Source organism: Streptomyces sp. NPDC001714 (assembly GCF_042892755.1).
In the GTDB taxonomy this organism is placed as follows: domain Bacteria; phylum Actinomycetota; class Actinomycetes; order Streptomycetales; family Streptomycetaceae; genus Streptomyces.
Map to the genome: position 1 here is coordinate 111562 of NZ_JBIAUL010000012.1, position 16210 is coordinate 127771.

The 16210-nt window shown below is 69.5% G+C and carries 17 protein-coding genes and 2 pseudogenes; 11 read left to right on the plus strand and 8 right to left on the minus strand.

What is annotated here, in order from left to right; genetic code table 11:
* Window positions 1-52: 52 nt before the first annotated feature.
* Window positions 53-436, minus strand: a complete 384-nt coding sequence (locus ACFY0P_RS29245) for a hypothetical protein (protein ID WP_388919370.1) — start codon at window positions 434-436, stop codon at window positions 53-55.
* Between ACFY0P_RS29245 and ACFY0P_RS29250 the strand changes: the two genes are divergently transcribed.
* The 5 genes from ACFY0P_RS29250 (at window position 425) to ACFY0P_RS29270 (ending at window position 3396) form a co-directional block, all read left to right on the plus strand.
* Window positions 425-619 (plus strand): hypothetical protein, encoded by a 195-nt coding sequence (locus ACFY0P_RS29250; protein WP_388919373.1) that lies wholly within the window; start codon window positions 425-427, stop codon window positions 617-619. The two genes, ACFY0P_RS29245 and ACFY0P_RS29250, sit on opposite strands and share 12 nt — an antisense overlap.
* A 481-nt stretch (window positions 620-1100) precedes the next feature.
* Complete coding sequence (locus ACFY0P_RS29255; protein WP_388919376.1) at window positions 1101-1535, plus strand: SRPBCC domain-containing protein; 435 nt, start codon at window positions 1101-1103, stop codon at window positions 1533-1535.
* Window positions 1522-1872 (plus strand): ArsR/SmtB family transcription factor, encoded by a 351-nt coding sequence (locus tag ACFY0P_RS29260; protein ID WP_388919379.1) that lies wholly within the window; start codon window positions 1522-1524, stop codon window positions 1870-1872. The genes ACFY0P_RS29255 and ACFY0P_RS29260 overlap by 14 nt, the downstream gene beginning before the upstream one ends.
* A gap of 26 nt (window positions 1873-1898) precedes the next feature.
* A complete protein-coding gene (locus ACFY0P_RS29265) occupies window positions 1899-2567 on the plus strand; it encodes a DUF2182 domain-containing protein (protein WP_388919382.1) in 669 nt (222 codons plus the stop codon).
* A 61-nt stretch (window positions 2568-2628) separates the two neighbouring features.
* A complete protein-coding gene (locus ACFY0P_RS29270) occupies window positions 2629-3396 on the plus strand; it encodes a DUF899 domain-containing protein (protein WP_388919385.1) in 768 nt (255 codons plus the stop codon).
* A gap of 19 nt (window positions 3397-3415) precedes the next feature.
* Here the strand turns inward: ACFY0P_RS29270 and ACFY0P_RS29275 are convergent, their stop codons facing one another.
* Genes ACFY0P_RS29275 through ACFY0P_RS29285 form a run of 3 tightly spaced genes read right to left on the minus strand, consistent with a single transcriptional unit; the run spans window position 3416 to window position 6800 of the window.
* A complete protein-coding gene (locus ACFY0P_RS29275; protein ID WP_388919388.1) occupies window positions 3416-3730 on the minus strand; it encodes a transposase family protein in 315 nt (104 codons plus the stop codon).
* A complete protein-coding gene (locus tag ACFY0P_RS29280) occupies window positions 3727-4299 on the minus strand; it encodes a hypothetical protein (RefSeq protein ID WP_388919391.1) in 573 nt (190 codons plus the stop codon). Before ACFY0P_RS29280 ends, ACFY0P_RS29275 begins: the two co-directional genes overlap by 4 nt.
* Complete coding sequence (locus tag ACFY0P_RS29285) at window positions 4299-6800, minus strand: DnaB-like helicase C-terminal domain-containing protein (protein ID WP_388919394.1); 2502 nt, start codon at window positions 6798-6800, stop codon at window positions 4299-4301. Before ACFY0P_RS29285 ends, ACFY0P_RS29280 begins: the two co-directional genes overlap by 1 nt.
* Before the next feature lie 695 nt (window positions 6801-7495).
* Between ACFY0P_RS29285 and ACFY0P_RS29290 the strand changes: the two are divergent.
* Window positions 7496-7675 (plus strand): annotated as a pseudogene (locus ACFY0P_RS29290) (DNA-binding response regulator); the annotation flags it as partial.
* 109 nt (window positions 7676-7784) lie between these two features.
* Complete coding sequence (locus ACFY0P_RS29295; RefSeq protein ID WP_388919397.1) at window positions 7785-8195, plus strand: hypothetical protein; 411 nt, start codon at window positions 7785-7787, stop codon at window positions 8193-8195.
* 294 nt (window positions 8196-8489) lie between these two features.
* Here ACFY0P_RS29295 and ACFY0P_RS29300 read toward each other — a convergent pair whose 3' ends face one another.
* Window positions 8490-8939: a hypothetical protein gene (locus ACFY0P_RS29300; RefSeq protein WP_388919400.1), complete on the minus strand. Its 450-nt coding sequence runs from the start codon at window positions 8937-8939 to the stop codon at window positions 8490-8492.
* A gap of 378 nt (window positions 8940-9317) precedes the next feature.
* Between ACFY0P_RS29300 and ACFY0P_RS29305 the strand changes: the two genes are divergently transcribed.
* On the plus strand, window positions 9318-9803 hold the full coding sequence (locus ACFY0P_RS29305) for a hypothetical protein (protein ID WP_388919403.1): 486 nt from the start codon (window positions 9318-9320) through the stop codon (window positions 9801-9803).
* 38 nt (window positions 9804-9841) lie between these two features.
* Here ACFY0P_RS29305 and ACFY0P_RS29310 read toward each other — a convergent pair whose 3' ends face one another.
* The gene (locus ACFY0P_RS29310; RefSeq protein ID WP_388919406.1) at window positions 9842-10858 is read right to left on the minus strand and encodes an ArsR/SmtB family transcription factor; all 1017 of its coding nucleotides are present in this window, start codon (window positions 10856-10858) and stop codon (window positions 9842-9844) included.
* Between the two features lie 278 nt (window positions 10859-11136).
* On the opposite strand from ACFY0P_RS29310, the gene ACFY0P_RS29315 reads away from it, so the two are divergent.
* Together ACFY0P_RS29315 and ACFY0P_RS29320 are read left to right on the plus strand one after the other, a co-directional pair.
* Window positions 11137-12777, plus strand: coding sequence for a serine/threonine-protein kinase (locus ACFY0P_RS29315; RefSeq protein ID WP_388919409.1), 1641 nt, complete (start codon window positions 11137-11139; stop codon window positions 12775-12777).
* Window positions 12774-13529: a hypothetical protein gene (locus ACFY0P_RS29320; protein ID WP_388919412.1), complete on the plus strand. Its 756-nt coding sequence runs from the start codon at window positions 12774-12776 to the stop codon at window positions 13527-13529. Before ACFY0P_RS29315 ends, ACFY0P_RS29320 begins: the two co-directional genes overlap by 4 nt.
* 954 nt (window positions 13530-14483) lie before the next feature.
* Here ACFY0P_RS29320 and ACFY0P_RS29325 read toward each other — a convergent pair.
* A complete protein-coding gene (locus tag ACFY0P_RS29325) occupies window positions 14484-15170 on the minus strand; it encodes an LURP-one-related/scramblase family protein (protein ID WP_388919415.1) in 687 nt (228 codons plus the stop codon).
* Window positions 15171-15309: 139 nt separating this feature from the next.
* Entirely contained in the window at window positions 15310-15858 is a 549-nt protein-coding gene (locus ACFY0P_RS29330; protein WP_388919418.1) for a GNAT family N-acetyltransferase, read from the minus strand.
* Between the two features lie 154 nt (window positions 15859-16012).
* On the opposite strand from ACFY0P_RS29330, the pseudogene ACFY0P_RS29335 reads away from it, so the two are divergent.
* A pseudogene (locus tag ACFY0P_RS29335) lies at window positions 16013-16121 on the plus strand (transposase); the annotation flags it as partial.
* Window positions 16122-16210: the final 89 nt, after the last annotated feature.

Genomic DNA, 16210 nt, shown 5'->3' on the forward strand with positions numbered 1-16210 from the left:
GCTGACGGCGGCGACCCTATCCGGCGAGGCACCTCACCTCATGCCCGGCGGATCAGCGTCGCCGTGTTGCCGACAGGTCGTCCACCACCAGTCCGGCCAGGGCCTCCGCCCTGGCGAGACAGTCCGCCTGCTGCATGTGTTCCAGACTGCCCAGGCGCCGCGCGAGAGGTTCCTGGACCAGTCCTGAGACGGGAGCGATTCCAGCGAAGAACACGACATCCATCGGAACACGTGTCATGCCCCCGGAGGCCGTCAGCCTCGCGATACTGGGCACGACGAGGGCGAACGTCGGCTCGATGTCACGCTCGTAGAGGTACTCCAGCCGCTCGCTGTCCCGTGCGGACTCGTCCGCCATCAGCCTGGCGAGGTACGGCTCGTCGATACTGACACGGCAGAACTCCGTCACGAACTGCCGCACCAGGGCATGGACATCCACACCGACAACATCACCTGGACCAGCGCCGCCAAGGAGATACCCGACGAGTCCACCCGCTGGACCAGCCCGACCAGCGGCAAGAGCTACCCCACGCGCTGGAAGGTCACCGTCTGGCCGCGCCGGCACTGGGGTGCGGTCGATCGCGAGGTCGTCGCGGGTCATGAGGCAACCGAACAGCCCTGAGATGCTGGCGAGTCGACGCTTGATGGTCCGTGCCGAGAGCCCTGCCTCACCGTCCTCCAGCCGGACGACTCGGGATCCTCGCGGTCCTCTCCGCGGCTTGTTCAGCGCGGTGACGAAAACGAGGATGTCCGCGGTGACGACGTCGGTCGGCTCCTTTGGCATTACGGAGAAGAAGACCTTCAGGTCGTAGGCGGTGGCCAGCAGAGCGTTCCGTTGGCAGCGGCCTGCCGCGAACTCCAGGTAGTCGTCGACCAAGGCGTGCCCGAGCGATGCCGCAGGTTTCCCGCGGCTTCGACGCGACGCACCAACTGGGGCGCCAGGCCATCCGAGCTCCTCGGCGGGAGCGACCATCCTGGCCGGAATCGGCAGCCGCCCGGCAACCGCGACGGGGCTCCGCCCGCGCACGCCGGTCCGGATTGACGCAACCATCTGGTTGCCATAGTATCGCAATCAAGTGGTTGCTATATCTGTGGAGGTAGTCATGGCATTCCCTGATCGCATCGAGCGGACCATCGAGATCGCGCACCCGCCGGCCAAGGTGTGGGCGGCGCTCACCACGGCCGAGGGACTGAGCGCCTGGTTCGGCCAGCAGGCGGGGATCGATCTGCGCCCGGGCGGCTCGGCCTGGATGAAATGGGACGGCGGCCACACCGCCGACATGCGGGTGGAACGGGTGGAGGAGCCGACGGTGTTCGGCTACACCTGGAAAGTCCCGGGGCTGCCCGAGGACGATCCGCGCCGCACCTATGTGGAGTTCACGCTCGAACCGGTCGCCTCCGGCACCCGGCTGACGGTGGTCGAGACCGGCTTCGCCCAGCTCCCGGACGAGGTCCGCGGCAAGGAGTACGACGACCACACCAAGGGCTGGACGCACGAACTGGGCGAACTGGTAGACCACCTCGATGCCGCAGCCTGACGCCGAGGCGATCGCCGAACAGGTCTTCGCCGCCCTGGCCGACCCGAGCCGGCGCGCCATCCTGGCCGCGCTGGCTTCGGGAGGGCCGGCCACGGCCACGGACCTGGCCGCGCGGCTGCCGATCACCCGGCAGGCGATCGCCAAACACCTGGCCCTGCTGGCCGAGGCCGGCCTGGTGACGGCCGAACCGGGCGAGCGGCGCCGGGTTCGGTACCGGCTGTGCTCCGCGCCGATGCAGGTGGCGCAACAGTTTCTGGCCGCGCTGGCGCGCGACTGGGACGGCCCGCTCGGTGCGCTGAAGGACCACCTCGACGACCAGGCGCGCGGATCCACGTGACCGGGACCGGCGCGGAAGGAGATCCGATGGTGCACTCCGAATCCCGGCGGCCGGCCGAACCGGCGATCGCGGCGGGGGTGGCACTCGGGCTCGCCGCGACCTGCTGGGCGGCCTCGCTCTGGCTGATGCGCGGCATGGACATGGGGCTCGCGACCAGGCCCGGGGCGTCGGGGCTGTTCGCCGCGACGTGGACCACGATGATGGCGGCGATGATGCTGCCTGGCGCGGCTCCGGCCCTCGCCAGGCATGTCCGCCGGAACGGCGGGTTGCGTGGTGCACTGCCGTTCACCGGGTCCTACCTGGCCGTCTGGGTACTCGCAGGCGTGGTGGCGTACGCCCTGGACCGGCCACACGGGTCGGCGGCCGCCGGCGTGGTGGTGCTCGCGGCGGGCGCTTACGAACTCACGCCGGTCAAGCGGCGCTTCCGGCAACGCTGCCACGAGGACGCCGGTGGCGGACTCAGGTTCGGGTTGCACTGCGTCGGCTCCGGCATCGGGCTGATGGCGATGCTGGTGGCACTGGACGTGATGAGCCCGCTGTGGATGTCGCTGGTTGCCGTCCTCATGTGCGCCCAGAAGCTGCTGCCCGCGAAGATCGCGATCGACGTTCCGGCGGCCTTGGCGATCATCGGGCTCGGACTGGTGATCGTCGTCGCACCCTTCCTGATCCCGGGGCTCGCACCACCACCGATGTAAGAGCAGAACAGCAAGACAAGCACATCGAAGGAAAGCAAGAAACAAGACAAGGAGACAGACGATGACGACTCATAAGACGGGGACACGCGAGGAATGGCTGGCCGCGCGGCTGGAACTGCTCAAGGCGGAGAAGGAGCTCACCCGGCGCGGTGACGAGCTGGCCCGGCAACGGCAGGAGCTGCCCTGGGTCCGGGTGGACAAGGACTACCGCTTCGAGACCAGCGAGGGCACGGTGTCACTCGCCGGCCTGTTCCAGGGACGCTCGCAACTGCTCGTCTACCATTTCATGTTCGGGCCCGACTACACCGCCGGATGCCCTTCCTGCTCGGCGATCGCTGACGGTTTCGACGGCTCCGTGATCCATCTCGCCCACCACGACGTCGCGTTCTGGGCGGTGTCACGGGCCCCGCTCGCCAAGCTCCACACGTACCGGCAGCGGATGGGCTGGAGCTTCCCGTGGGCGTCGTCCTACGGCAGCGACTTCAACTTCGACTTCGGAGTGGCACACACCGAGCAGGAGTGGGAAGCGGGAGCCGTCGCGTACAACTTCGGCGAGCAGGACCTGCGGCTGGCGACGGCCGACGAGAAGGGTTCCCGCGACGCCTTCACCCAGTCGATCGTAGACACGGACTGGCAGACGTACCGGCGAGAAGGCCCCGGCATGAGCGCGTTCGCCCTGCAGGACGACGCCGTCTACCACACCTACTCGTCGTATTCCCGCGGCCTGGACGGCCTGTGGGGCATGTACCAGTGGCTCGACCGCGCCCCCCTCGGCCGCAACGAGAACGGCTTCTGGTGGCGCCGCCATGACGAGTACGACAACCAGTGAGCGAGGTGCCGGAAGTCGCTCACTGTTCTAACTTCGAACTCCCATCATTGAGGCGGGTGTGAGTCGCTGATCTCGTACTCGGGCTGGTCACGGGCGGGATGTCTGCTCCCGGGATCGGCTGCCGGCGGGCGACTTCGGTGGTGGTCAGCACGAGCAGCGCCCGCAGCAGTGTGGGGGCGTGGCGAACGTTCAGGCCGAACTTGGTGAGGATGCGCCAGTTCTTCAGACGTGCGAAGGCGTCCTCGCAGACCGCGCGGACGGACGCGCTCAGCGTGTTGCCCTGCTTCCGAACCGCCGTGAGCGGTTCGGTGCGCGCGGCCTTGTAGCACGTCAACGGAGTTCGACGGCGTATGTGGCGCCGGGGAACTCCCATCCGTCGGTGCCTTCACCGATGTCCTCGATGATGACGTCGTCGATGAAGTGATCTTCGAACTCGTCGTCGGTGAGCTCACCGGCCAGCCAGAGTTCCTCGATGTCGTCCCAGCGGCCCCGGCTGCCATCGATCCGCAGCGGCGAGGCCCGCCGGGTTCCGCGTTCGCGTTCGTCGTCGCCGGTCTTGACGATGCCGCTGATCTCGAACTGACCGCGCTTGACGTGGTCGGGGATCGGGTCGGCGGGGACGATCGCGGCGTTCTCGTAGGCGGTGTGGATGATGTCGCGGTAGCTGCGGCGGACGTTGTACTCCGAGTCGGACAGCCAGTTGATCAGCGTCTGGGTCGTCACCCCGAGGCCGGCATCCTCCAGGGCCTGGTAGCCGCGGCGGGTGCCGGTCAGCTGAGAGAGCTGGGCATGCCAGTGCCGGGCGGTGTACGTGGACAGCCGGTGGCGGGCGGTGACCTGGGAGCGCAGCAGGTCGCCCAGGGCGGCGCCGAGGGAGCGGCCGCGGCCGGTGGGCCCGGCCATCAGTCGTCACCTTCGAGGATGATCTCGCCGGAGTGGACGAACTTGCTCTTGACCTCGCCGAAGCCCGTGCCGATCCGGTACGTGTCAGGCGGCGCGCCGGGAGGGGTCCAGAAGATGCCCTGGTCGACGTTGCGCAGGCCAATGAGAAGGTGGCCCGCCTGGACGGCCCTGAAGGCCATGGACCAGTGCCGGACGGAGGCCTCGGCGACCACGCTCATGCGCCAGTCCGGCCGCCAGAACGGGGACCTCTGCTCGGTGCGTTTGGGCCACAGTAGGCGCAGCGCGATCGACAGCCGCGTCTTGTATGCCTTGTACGGCTCGCCGCCGGCGTCGACGAGTTCGGCCCGCGCCTTCTTGGTCGCCTCGTAGAACGGCTTGAACAGCGACTCGTTGGCCTTCCCGGTCCAGGAGTCGTGGATGGCCGGCGCGGCCTCGAGGTGGCCTTCGCGGACGAGTTTCTCCAAGTGCCTGATGTGCGGGGTGGTCACCCACACCCGGCCCTCCTCATCGGGCCGATCGACCAGCCGACCCAGCGGATGCGGCATGTCCCTGCGAGCCCACTGCGGGATGTCGATCAGATAGATGCCTGCTTTGGTCTTGTCGAACGCGTCAAGCGGACCGGTGTGCAGCAGCTTGTTCGGCGCGAGCGGCACCGCCGAACAAGCTGAAGGATAGGAGCCGTTGCGGTCGATCAGGCACAGCACGCCCTCGCCGAAGGAATCCGGGACATCGATCCTGTCGCGGCGTACGGTCCTGCCGTTGGACCTCGTGTAGGGGACGCGGGTGAGGGTGACGTCGGGGTGGACCCAGCGCGGCTCGCCGTCCATGTCCTCGCTGATCAGCGTCCACGGGGCCTGGTCACGGTCGTCGGCGCGGATCACGGGGATCGGGTGCATCTTCGAGCGGCCGACCGCGTCCTTGAGGATCCTCAGGCCCGGGAAGACCGCGCCCTCGGGTTCGTCCTCCTCGTCCCCGGGTTCGAGCCGGTCCCGTTCGTCCTCCTCTTCCTCAAGGTCCTCCGTCGCATCGTCGTGGACCTGTCCACTGTCCGCCGGGGTACTGCCGGTGGTGCTCGGCCCGGCGTGGGTGCGCAGGGCGGGGCAGAGATCACTCAGGCGGGGGTCGTAGGCGAGCAGGGCCGCGGTCAGGCGGCGTCCTTCGGCTGTGTCCGGCATCCGGGTCACCTTCGCGAACGCGGAGACCAGGGCGGCTCCCAGGTCGTCGACCTCGTCGGTGCCCGTGCCGGTCACGGCAGCACGCAGCGCGGAAAGGACGTGGACGGCCTCGGCCGGCAGGCCCCGCTGGGCGCCGGAGGTGTAGATCAGGGCGGCGTCCGCCAGTTCCACCGCCGTCGGATCGGCTGCCTGGTTCTCGGGGAGGTCGGTGAACCGGGCGTGGAGCAGGTCGGGCTGCAGGAAGACCGACCCCAGTGTGCCGAAGTCCCGCTCGGCGACGGTGACCTGAACCCGGGAGGGATCACCGGTCGGGGTCAGTGTCACCAGGACGTCGGCGTCCAGCAGCCCGAGAAGTGTGGGGTCGCTGCTGTCCACGACGGCCAGGACCGGGATGCGGAGGGTGCGGGCCAGCGCGGCCAGGACCTGAGAGGCATCCGGCAGACGGTCCCCGGACAGCGGCAGCCGCGCACTGTGCGCGGCCTGGAGACGGTCCACGACCACGAGGGCCAGGCCTTCGACGTACGGGGCGGTCTCCGCGATCGCCTCGGCAGTCAGATCACTGCCGTCGTCGATCATCAGCGGCGCCTGCCGCAACTGCTGGGCGACCTCCTGCTCGTACGGCGTCAGCCGGCCCTGCTTCAGGCGCGGGTACTCCCCACCGGTCTCAGCGGACAGGATCCGGCGGAAAATGTCGTCAGCGCTCGGGCCTGATGCCCCGTACAGCACCCGCCGCTGGTCAGCGAGCGCCGTCCGTGCGGCAGCCAGCCCCAGCAGACTTCCCCCGACGCTGGGGTCGGCCGCCACCAGCGTCAGCCGACCGGCTTGGAGCCGGCCCGCCACGAGGTCCAGTCCGGGAAGCCCGAACGCCGGGCCGCTCGCCGGCACGGAGCTGAGGGCGGTGCCGATCGCGTCGCCAAGCGTGGCAAGGCGACGGGGCATGCTGTCGCGGGCCGACGGGCCCACTGCACCTCCTGCGGTGACCGTGCCGACGGCCGCGGTCGGATCGGATGGCGAGGCGCCGCTTGTCGGGTCGTCGGGCAGCAGGACCGCGACCGGCGTGGAGCCCCGAAGGAGTACCTGCGGCTCCCCGAGAGCCGCCCGGTTGACGAGCTCGCCGAAGTTCTTCTGGGCGGCGCTGAGGGTGCAGGAGGGAAGTCCCGCGGAGTTCCGGGCGGCCGGGAACCGGTCCACGGGCACCAGCACCACGCTCACGGTGATGCCCTTGTCCCGCTTCTGGATCCGAACGGTCCGCCCGCTACCGGCCAGCGAGTACAGGTTGTTCCGAGCCTCCGTAGCGCTGAGAGCTGCCTGTTCCGGTGTACTCACTCACCCTCCCAAACCATTCAATCCACGGGATCCTAGCAGCGATCCACTCACCTCGACGAGGAAAGCCACCTTAAAGATGCGCTAGTTCCACACGTTCGGAGAGAAACCTATTGACGGCCCCAGGGTGTCCGCCGCGTCCTGGAGGGGATCGGTCGACCGCTCGGTCCTTCTGCGAGAACCGGTCGCAAGAGCGGCGGTCTGCGTGGTGGCTGTCCCTTCGGGTCGCGCAGGCGGGGCGGGGAGTTGGCACCGATCGGCCGCGCGGCCAACGCTTGCTGCTCCGCCACGGGGACCGGGAAGGCCGGGGCAAGCCTGCCTCGGCCGCCTGCCATGAACGGCGGTAGGGCAATCGCGATCTGCGTCGGCCGGTCGGCGTTGCCCCGCTCAAGCGGCTGTTCGACGTACTGGTGCCGGCCCGCCGGCCCAGCCGCCCATACCCGGAGTGCGCTACCGCCGCTGGCGCACGGACGCCTTCGACGGCTGCGGGAGCATGTCCGTCCCCGACCACGAACGCAACCGGTCCTGGCTCGCCCGCACCGAACGCCGCTACGACCCGACCGGCTACCCCTGGCCGATGCTCATGCCCCTGTGCGAAACAGGCACCCCCTCCCCCTCGTTGTGCTGGCCCGTGGCACCACCGCGACTGGCGTGTACGCCGCCTACGAGCTGAACAAGGCCGGGGAGTCCTACCGCCCATCCGGGTCCTCATCGCGGACGACCGGACGGTGGTCCGCACCGGCTTCCGGTTCTTCGCCGGGGCCGCCGACGGCGAGGAGGCGGTCGCACTGACCCGGAAGCCACGGCCGGACGTGTGCCTGCTGGACAGCCGGCTGCCCAGGCTGGACGCCCTGGCAGCACCCCGCCTGCTCGCCGGGGAAGATGCCGGGCGAGCCTTTCGACCGTGGTCGAAAGGTGTGACCGGAGTGCGGTGACCACTCCAGACTCGGACGAACGGACTCAGCCTGTGAAACCGAGGGGGAGCACATGCGCAAGGAAAATCGGCCGGGCAGGGGCACGAAGGCCAGCAGGGTGGGCGCCCTGTTGGCGGCCACGGCGCTCACCGTGGGAGTCGCGGTGGCGACCGCGCCCTCCGCGGCTGCCGCCAGCCCGTGTTGGAACGATGGCTCCACCAAGTGGTGGTGCAACAACGTCTCCGGCGCACGGGTGTACGGCACGGTCGGGGACAACCACATCTACCCGGACCCGAACACCGTCGTCGGCTACATGTACTCCAACCCGAGCTGGTTCTACTGCAAGGAGGACGGCCAGGCGTGGGTGGGCGGGCCGCACTCCACACTCTGGGAGATGACGGTCGCGGACAATGGCCAGCTCGGTTTCATGAAGGACACGGCGATCTCCAGCGAGACGGACCCGCTCCCCGACTGCTACAGGTGATCGGTGACGGCCGTGCAGCGCCACCGGCTGCTTTTCCATGAGTACCACCACCGCGCCAAGCGCCTCTGCGTGTGGGCGTTGCGCGGGGTGGTGGGTGAGGGCGTCTGGGTGCGGGCGGGTGCCGCCGTGGTGAACAGGGCGGTTATCAGGACCAACCAGGCCGCCACGAGGGCGAATCCGCCTCGCGGTCTGTGTGAGGGAAGGGTGACATGAACGACTCCCTGGTCCGGACGGGGCCGAAGGCGAACCGGTCGGGGCCGGCCACCGTCGCAGGGGCCGGCCCCGACACGTGTGTCAGCAGTTGCGGACGGACCAGACGGGGTTCCAGTCCTGGTCACCCACCTGCGGCGGGGAGAAGGCGCGCAGCACGTTCCCGTTGGCGTCGTAGAGGTAGGAAGTGACCGAGCCGGTCTGCTTGTTGAGGTAGTAGCCGTTGCCGTACCAGTTGGACAGGTAGTAACGGTTGCAGTTGTAGAGGTAGAAGATCTTCCACTTGGACACGGTCGGATCCCACACCTCGAGGCAGAGGTTCCCCGGTCCACAGGTGAACGTCTGGTCGTCGGTGCGGTAGCTGACGGTGGTGGAAGGAGAGATCGTCGGGGAGACGGCGGCCGCGGCCTGTGCATGGTTACTGGTAGGAGGGCCGGAGGCGGTTGCCGCCTGTGCCGGACCGGTGGCGAAGACGGCCATCAGCATGCAGACCACCACGCCGATGATGCCGAGCAGCGAGCGCTTCGCGCGCATGGATGAGACCTCCGTCGAGACGGCAGCGGGACATCTGGGACAGCGGCACGTAACGTGCCCTGACGGCGACGATCGCCGATCGCGCGAGCCCGGCAGAAGCCTTTCGAACCTCCTCGAAAGGCCGCTGTCCCCGGGCATGGCCGCATCACGCCCGCCGACGGCCAACCGTCCCAGGTCGCACGCCCGTTGAGGCGTGATCGGCCCACAGGACGGCCTCGGTACGGCCCATGAGCGTCGTTGACGTCGCCCGCACCGAACGCCACCGTGGTCCGGCCACACATGAAGGCCATGCGCGCCCCGGACGCGGTCATCGGACCGGGGACACCATGACACGGGCATGCGCGAACACCGCCATGCCGGACGGGAGACTGCCGAACCGTGCACACCAAGCGCTCACTTCTCGGACTGTGCGCCGCCCTCGCGATGGGGGCGGCCCTCCTCGCCACCGGAACCGCGCAGGCCACCCCGGCCTCGCACGGCACCTCCTCCGGGCATGTCATGATCATGCCCGCAGCGCCGACTACGGTCCGCCCTGCGCAGCTCCTGGCCACGGCCCCCTCCACTTCTCCGGCCGTCCGCACGGCCTATGCCGGCGCCGGCGGAGGCGTGTACTGCCAGAGCGGCTACTTCTGTGCCTCGGTCTGGGACCCGACGGCCGGCAAGTTCAAGATCTTCTTCTTCTACTCCTGCAACCGCTACGCCCTCTCGAACTGGATCGACTGGGCCGAGGCCCAGAACAGCCAGACCGGAGGTGCCGTCGCCGGTCTCTACGGCTCCGGAGGCGGTCTGCTGCAGACCGTCCCGGCCGACAACGCGGTCTACGCCGTCAACTGGTCACCGGTGTACTCGATCCGCAACTGCTGAGCCGGACGGCCTCCGCAGCCCGGCGCACAGGGCAGGGCTCAGGGACCGTAGGCCGGATCGGTCTCCGTCCGTCGTCCGGTGTCCGCGTCCAGCAGCCGGTGGCCCATGGACGTCACCGAGTGCCGTACGAACTGGCCCTCCCGGTGGCTCGCCACCAGTCCTCCGTCCCGCAGGACGGCGAGCTGGTAGCTGGCACTGGGAAGGGCGATGCCCACGGCCTGCGCCACCTCGGACGTGGTGCGGGTACGGCCACGTGCCACCTGGACCAGCACGGTGGCCCGGGTACGGCCCAGTAGCCGCTCGAGGCCGCCACCGTCGGGGGCCACCGTCTCCAACGGCCGTGCGGTGACCGGATGGACGAGGACCGGCCCGAGGGCGGGGTCTGCGAGTGCGGTGGGCCTGCGCCAGCAGAAATAGGAGGGCAGGAGCAGCAGACCCCGGCCCGCCAGATGCAGGTCCCGGTCGACGGGGTAGTCCACCTCCAGCACGGGGGGATGCCAGCGGGCGAACGGCAGACTCTCCAGCAGAGCGCGGACACCGCCGTCCAGGAGGGGGCGGGCCCGCAGGTCGACCTCGTCCTGCACGGCCCTGCGAACCTGCCCCCACCGCGGTTCGAGCAGCGCCTTGGAGGAGACCTCCAAGGCCCTGACCAGCGCTCCCATACCGCGGTCTCCCGGCCTGCCGAGCGCCGTCGTCCACGCCGGGAGAGGGCGGGCGCCGGCGAGGATGCCCAACTCCCGCTGCAGACGGCGGCGGGGCGTCGCGCGTACCTGCGCGAGGGCAGCGGGCAGACCCCCGTCCGGGACGGACGGGGTGAGGAAGTCGGGGATGTAGCCGACGGGCGGGACGAGCGTCCCCAGCAGGTGCAGTGCACGGCGCGCCTCCAGGTCCCGTACCGTCCGCTCAAGGACGCCGCGGCGCCACGCCCCGAACTCGAGCGGCCCCTGATTGGTTCCCAGCCGGCAGGCGGCGCAGACGAGTTCCCACAGCGGATCGGGACGCCGGGCCACGCGGATGCTCTGTAAGTCGGGCGGCGTGAAGTGGATGCGGAGCATGCAGGCCTCTTTCGTGGTGGTGGGGGGTTGGCCGAGGCGGTGCGCGACAAAGGTCAGCGAAGCGGTACGGGTCATCAATGGGGACGAGTGGGGAGCGCCCTTGGTATGACTGCGCTGTCGCCACCGGTAGACCCGACCGCTCACGCCGACGACGGAGGACGACCCGTATTGTCCTGTTCCGGAACCGCGGTGGCTGAAAATGTGTCTCTCAGAGCACGCATGGTTCAGCCGCTTCGGGAGTTGGCCAGGTACGGCGGCACGCCGTCTGGGGGGATGACGTGAGCACATGGGTGGTGCCCGGATACACCGAGTCTCTCGAACTCGGGTCGGGAGCGAGCGGTCGCGTCGTGCTGGCCGTGCACGCGGACACCGGCGTACGGGTCGCGGTGAAGTACCTCAGCGAGTCCCTGCGCACGCGGCCTGGTTTCGTGCACGACTTCCGGGCGGAGGCGCGCCTGCTCGGCGGACTGCAGAGCCTGTACGTGGCCGGCCTGTACGAGTACGTGGAGAGCCCGCAGGGCGCCGCCATCGTCATGGAACTCGTGGACGGTGTCTCGTTGCGGACGCTGCTGACCCGTCAGGGGCCACTCGATCCCGAGGCCGCGCTCGTCCTTCTCAAGGGATCGCTGCTCGGTCTCGCCGACGCACACCGCATCGGCGTCGTCCACCGCGACTACAAGCCGGAGAACGTCCTGGTCGGGACGGACGGGTCGTCCAAGCTCGTCGACTTCGGTATCGCGGTGGACGCCGGCACCAGCGCGGGTGTGGCCGGAACCCCGTCCTACATGGCCCCCGAGCAGTGGACCGGCGCCCCCGCCTCCTGCGCCGCGGACGTGTACGCGGCCACGGCCACCTTCTTCGAGTGCCTGACGGGGCACAAGCCGTACTCGGGCGACAACATCGCCGAACTGGCCCTGCAGCACGTCGACGCCCCCGTCCCGGTGGAGGAGGTCCCCGCGGCGGTGCGTGAGCTGGTCCGTCGCGGTCTGGCCAAGGAACCGGACCAGCGGCCGGCACAGGCCGGGGCGTTCGTGACGGAACTGGAGGCGATCGCCGGTGCCGTCTACGGGGCCGACTGGGAGGAACGCGGCCGCGCCCGGCTCGCCGCCCTGGTGGCCCTCCTGGCGCTGCTGCTGCCCTCGGCCCGCTCCCCCCGGTCCACCACGGACACCGCACTTACGGTCCTGAGCCAGGCACCACGCCACGACTGGGCCCGGTCATGGCGACCCGGCCGACCCGGCATGCTCGTCTCGGCTGCCGCCGTACTCCTGGGCCTCCTGCTCACCTACGGAATGCACCACGCTCCGTCAGGCGCCGCCGAGCGGACCGCCGATGCCCTGGCCACCACCACGGCCCGGGCCGGCACCGGAGCGGCGCCGCCCACCGCCCCGCCCACGGCGCCCACCCCGTCAGGTGACCTGCCGCCGACCTCCCCCTCGGGCCCGTCGACAACCCCGACCGGTCAGCCTTCCGGCTCCGCCGCCGACTCACCCACGGAGTCGACGACGCCCAGCGAGGCGACCACGTCCAGCCAGGCGACCACGTCCGCTCCGGCGACACCGACGACCGCCTCTTCCACCCCGCCTGTCGCTCCCGCCGTCAAGAACGTCGCGGTATCGGACTTCCAGCAGACGGGCCCCACGACCGCCACCGCGACCATCACCATCACCACGGACGGCAGCGGGCCGATCTCCATCACCGTCTCGTGGTTCACGGACCAGGCGAGCGGAGGAACCGGCTCCCCCGACGGTGCGTCCCAGACCTTCGAGCGCAGCGGAGCCACCCAGTACACGATCACCGTCGACCACACCTTCCAGAACACCGGCTGCTACTGGACGGTCCAGGCCACGACCACTCCGGCGCCGGCTTCCGGCGGCGCCTCGCAGCAGATCCTGACCAGGCAGTGTGAGATCGGATGACCGCTCAGAACGACAACACGCCCAGACCGGCGGTGACGGGTGAGGAGCCCACGCGGGCACTCGCACCCGCCGACGAGCACGGCACCACACTCCATCTCGGGCCCACCGCAGGCCACGTCCCCGACGACCGGCCCTCCAGCCCCGACAGCGAGTACAGCGCCACCGTGCTGGCCAGCCACTGGATCCAGCGACCCGAAACGGACGACACCCTCGTCGAACCGGTCCCGGCGAGCGCTTCCCCGACCCGGCCCGACCGCGTCGAGGGCAGCGTGCTGCGTTTCGGCCCCGGTGTGACGGCCGCCGTCGCGCACCGCACCGTCCAGAGCCTTCCCGCCACGTCGCCGGCTCCCGCGCCCTCCGGTCGGAGGCTCCGCAAGAACGCTCTGCCGACGCTGCTGGTGGTAGCCGTCCTCGTCTTCCTGGCCTGGCAGCGCTTCGGGCAGGCCGTGGCGGTCACCCAGGTTGCCGTCACGGCGAGGCCGACGGTTCTGGGATGCGACGGCACCGCGGACATCGTCGGTCTGGTCACCACCAACGGCCGTCGCGGCACCCTCTCCTACCGATGGGTCCGCAGCGACGGCACCGCGTCCGGCGTCCTGCACGAGGTGATGGTCCGGGGGGAGCGACACGCGCGCCTGCACCTTCGATGGACCTTCCAGGGACCGGGCCACCGTGCGGCACGGGCGGAACTGCGCATCCTGTCTCCCGGTCACCGGGCGACCGCCGCCCACTTCTCGTACGACTGTCGCTGACGGCCGACCGGGATCGTCGGCCGGCTCCGCCCGTTCGGGGCAGACAACTCACGACCAAGATCCGGACCATACACGGGCCAGCCCACACACCCCAGGCAACCGCGCACAACACCGGCCTGCTAGCCCGGTTCTCCGCGTAGTGCCGTCTGGCGACCAGGTCCCTGGCCGTCGACGTACTCCAGCGAGTGCTCCACCAAGTACGGAGATATCTGCACCAGCGTGAGGGCGGGACAGATGGCGTCAACTCGTGGGCATGGCGGGGCTGGGGAGGTGAACCTCCAGCACGACTGCGGTGCCTGCCACGGTCCGGTCCTCATGCATGTTGATCTGCTGGCCGGACGCCACCAGGGTCCGGCACGCCGTGCCCGCGGACCGTCCCGTCCGCCATGCAGACGAGGACGCCCCGTCCCACCGTGACACGCGCCACGACCGGTCCCGGGGTGGCCCGGACGACAGCACGCCCGGCCACCGGAGGCACGGCGGCCCGGACGACGGGTCGGGTCATGGTCGTGGCCGCGGATCGAACGACGCGTAGAGGGGCGGTCGCTGTTCCCGGAACGGACACCGCGCACGAGACCGGGTGGCGGACCGCGCCCGGGACCGTAGCCCGAACGGCGGGTGCGGTCAGTGGCGTTCGAACCGGCAAGCATGACACGTGAGGACGCGGGTCGGACGGCGGCGGGATCGTGATCCCGGTTTCCGGGTCCCGGGTCCGGGTGACCGCCCCCGGGCCACGCCGCCCAGCGGAAGGTGCGCGGGTAGCGCAACCGGGCAGACCTCGCGACCTGTCTCCCTGTCAACGCCCTTCAGAGCCATAGGGCTTGGGGCAGTCATCCGCCGGAGTCCGACAGGTACGACGGGGAGGGAGAGCCATGTGATGCCGTGTCGATCCGGTCGGGGCAGGCTCCGCTGCCCCGCCGTGTGCACCTTTCGCCGCTCCAACGCGGCTCGTCGTCAGCCCAGTCCGCGGGCGTCCTGCTTCAGAGCCGTGTCGACCGTCAGCGCCGTAGCGACGACCAGGCTACGCAACGGCTCGGGGAGTTGATGGTGGATCTGGAGAACGTAGTTGTCCGCCGTGGTGAACATGGTCTTCGCGAGGCCCTCCCAGGTCTTGGTGATCCGGGCAACCTCGGTGCCCGCCTGGTCGACGACGGCGAAGTTCCAGGCGCGCCAGTTCTCTCCCTTGATGGCGCCGATCTGGCTCCCACCGGCATTGATGGCGAAGTTGATCTTTCCGAAGACGTTCTGCTGGACCAACTCCCCCACCAGCTCCCCGTCCGGACGGGCAACGATCACCCGCGACTTGAATATCTTCGCGGGACGGGTCAGCTGCAGCACCGGCTGCCCCTGGGCGTCCCGGATCTCCAGCCTGTGAGTGAAGTACTGGTCCCAGTCGCTGATGAAGCGCACGACCTTGCGCAGCGCGCTCTGCCCGACCTCGGCCACGGACCCGAGCTGGTTGCCGTGCTGGTCCATGACCTTGTACTCGTTGGTCAGCTCTATGAGTTTGGCCTTCTGGTTCACGACCAGAACCGGTTCGGTGAAGAGGGTGCCGCCGCCGGGACCGCTCGGGGCGATCCCGGCCTGCTGCTGCACCTGGCGACTGACCTTCGGGTCAGGAGTGTTCGATTGTGTGGTCACTGCGGCAAGTTACTCCCCAGGGACCGCCTCCCGGTCCACCGCGCGCCGTCTCGTGGCCACACCGTGACGAATCGCGGGGCATCGACTTCGGCCGCATCGCATTTCGGCGGGATCGCAAGCGGTGGAGGTTCTCGCGGCACTATGCGCTGGGGTCGCGGAGGCCGACTGCGTCGTGCCGCCAGAACGGCTCGGCGTAGACCAGTGTCCCTGTCATCCATGGCGCGTACTCCGGGAGTCTGAGGGCCTGGAAGGCGCCATCTGGAATGCGCAGGGATGGTTTTCGGAAGCCCTGGTCGTCACCGGGCGCGAAGCCGAAGCGGGAGTAGTAGCCGGGATCGCCCTCCAGGAAGACCAGGGGGACGGCCCGCTCGGCGAGGGTCTTGAGCCCGTGTCGGACCAGGGCCGAGCCGATACCGCGCCTGTGATGCTCGGGCATGACGGCCAACGGGCTGAGGACATGCACCTCAACCAGTCGCCGAGGGGCATCGAGCAGACTGCGGGTGAACATGATGTGCCCGACGATCTGCCCGTCGAGCTCAGCGACCAGTGAGAGACCGTCCGCGGGAGTGATCGTGCCCCGCAGGGTATCGACCAGGTCGGCCACGACAAGGCCGTGGTCACCGAACGCCCGCAGGTGGATGTCCCGCACAGACTCTCTGTCGCCCGGACGTTCCTCGCGAAGATCCATGACTGGAGGGTAAGGACCCGTCCCACTCGCTCGCACACGGTTTTGAAGCCCGGAGGATACGCAGTGTGACACCGAGTTGCACACACCACATACAGCGTCCGAACGGCGCGTCATATGACCACAGGGCAAAGGTTCTCTGATGCGGCACCAGTAGCGCTCGTTGTGCAGCGCCTCAGCCGCTTACCAGGGTCAGGGCAAGACCGACGCGAAGGACGCCTACGGCATCGCCGACCAGGCCCGGATGCGTCGAGACCTGGACGCCTGTCCGGTGGATCATGCGATCGCCCTACGTAGCCAGGCCACTTTCCTTTCTGGCCTCCAAACGCGCCGGGCCGCCGCCGTAGAGTTCTGG

Excerpts from the sequence above, each read along its gene's own strand:
- ACFY0P_RS29250 (WP_388919373.1), top strand. The coding sequence starts at position 425 with ATGGACATCCACACCGACAACATCACCTGGACCAGCGCCGCCAAGGAG.
- ACFY0P_RS29255 (WP_388919376.1), top strand. The coding sequence starts at position 1,101 with ATGGCATTCCCTGATCGCATCGAGCGGACCATCGAGATCGCGCACCCG.
- ACFY0P_RS29260 (WP_388919379.1), top strand. The coding sequence starts at position 1,522 with ATGCCGCAGCCTGACGCCGAGGCGATCGCCGAACAGGTCTTCGCCGCC.
- ACFY0P_RS29265 (WP_388919382.1), top strand. The coding sequence starts at position 1,899 with ATGGTGCACTCCGAATCCCGGCGGCCGGCCGAACCGGCGATCGCGGCG.
- ACFY0P_RS29270 (WP_388919385.1), top strand. The coding sequence starts at position 2,629 with ATGACGACTCATAAGACGGGGACACGCGAGGAATGGCTGGCCGCGCGG.
- ACFY0P_RS29280 (WP_388919391.1), bottom strand. The coding sequence starts at position 4,299 with ATGGCCGGGCCCACCGGCCGCGGCCGCTCCCTCGGCGCCGCCCTGGGC.
- ACFY0P_RS29295 (WP_388919397.1), top strand. The coding sequence starts at position 7,785 with ATGCGCAAGGAAAATCGGCCGGGCAGGGGCACGAAGGCCAGCAGGGTG.
- ACFY0P_RS29300 (WP_388919400.1), bottom strand. The coding sequence starts at position 8,939 with ATGCGCGCGAAGCGCTCGCTGCTCGGCATCATCGGCGTGGTGGTCTGC.
- ACFY0P_RS29310 (WP_388919406.1), bottom strand. The coding sequence starts at position 10,858 with ATGCTCCGCATCCACTTCACGCCGCCCGACTTACAGAGCATCCGCGTG.
- ACFY0P_RS29320 (WP_388919412.1), top strand. The coding sequence starts at position 12,774 with ATGACCGCTCAGAACGACAACACGCCCAGACCGGCGGTGACGGGTGAG.
- ACFY0P_RS29330 (WP_388919418.1), bottom strand. The coding sequence starts at position 15,858 with ATGGATCTTCGCGAGGAACGTCCGGGCGACAGAGAGTCTGTGCGGGAC.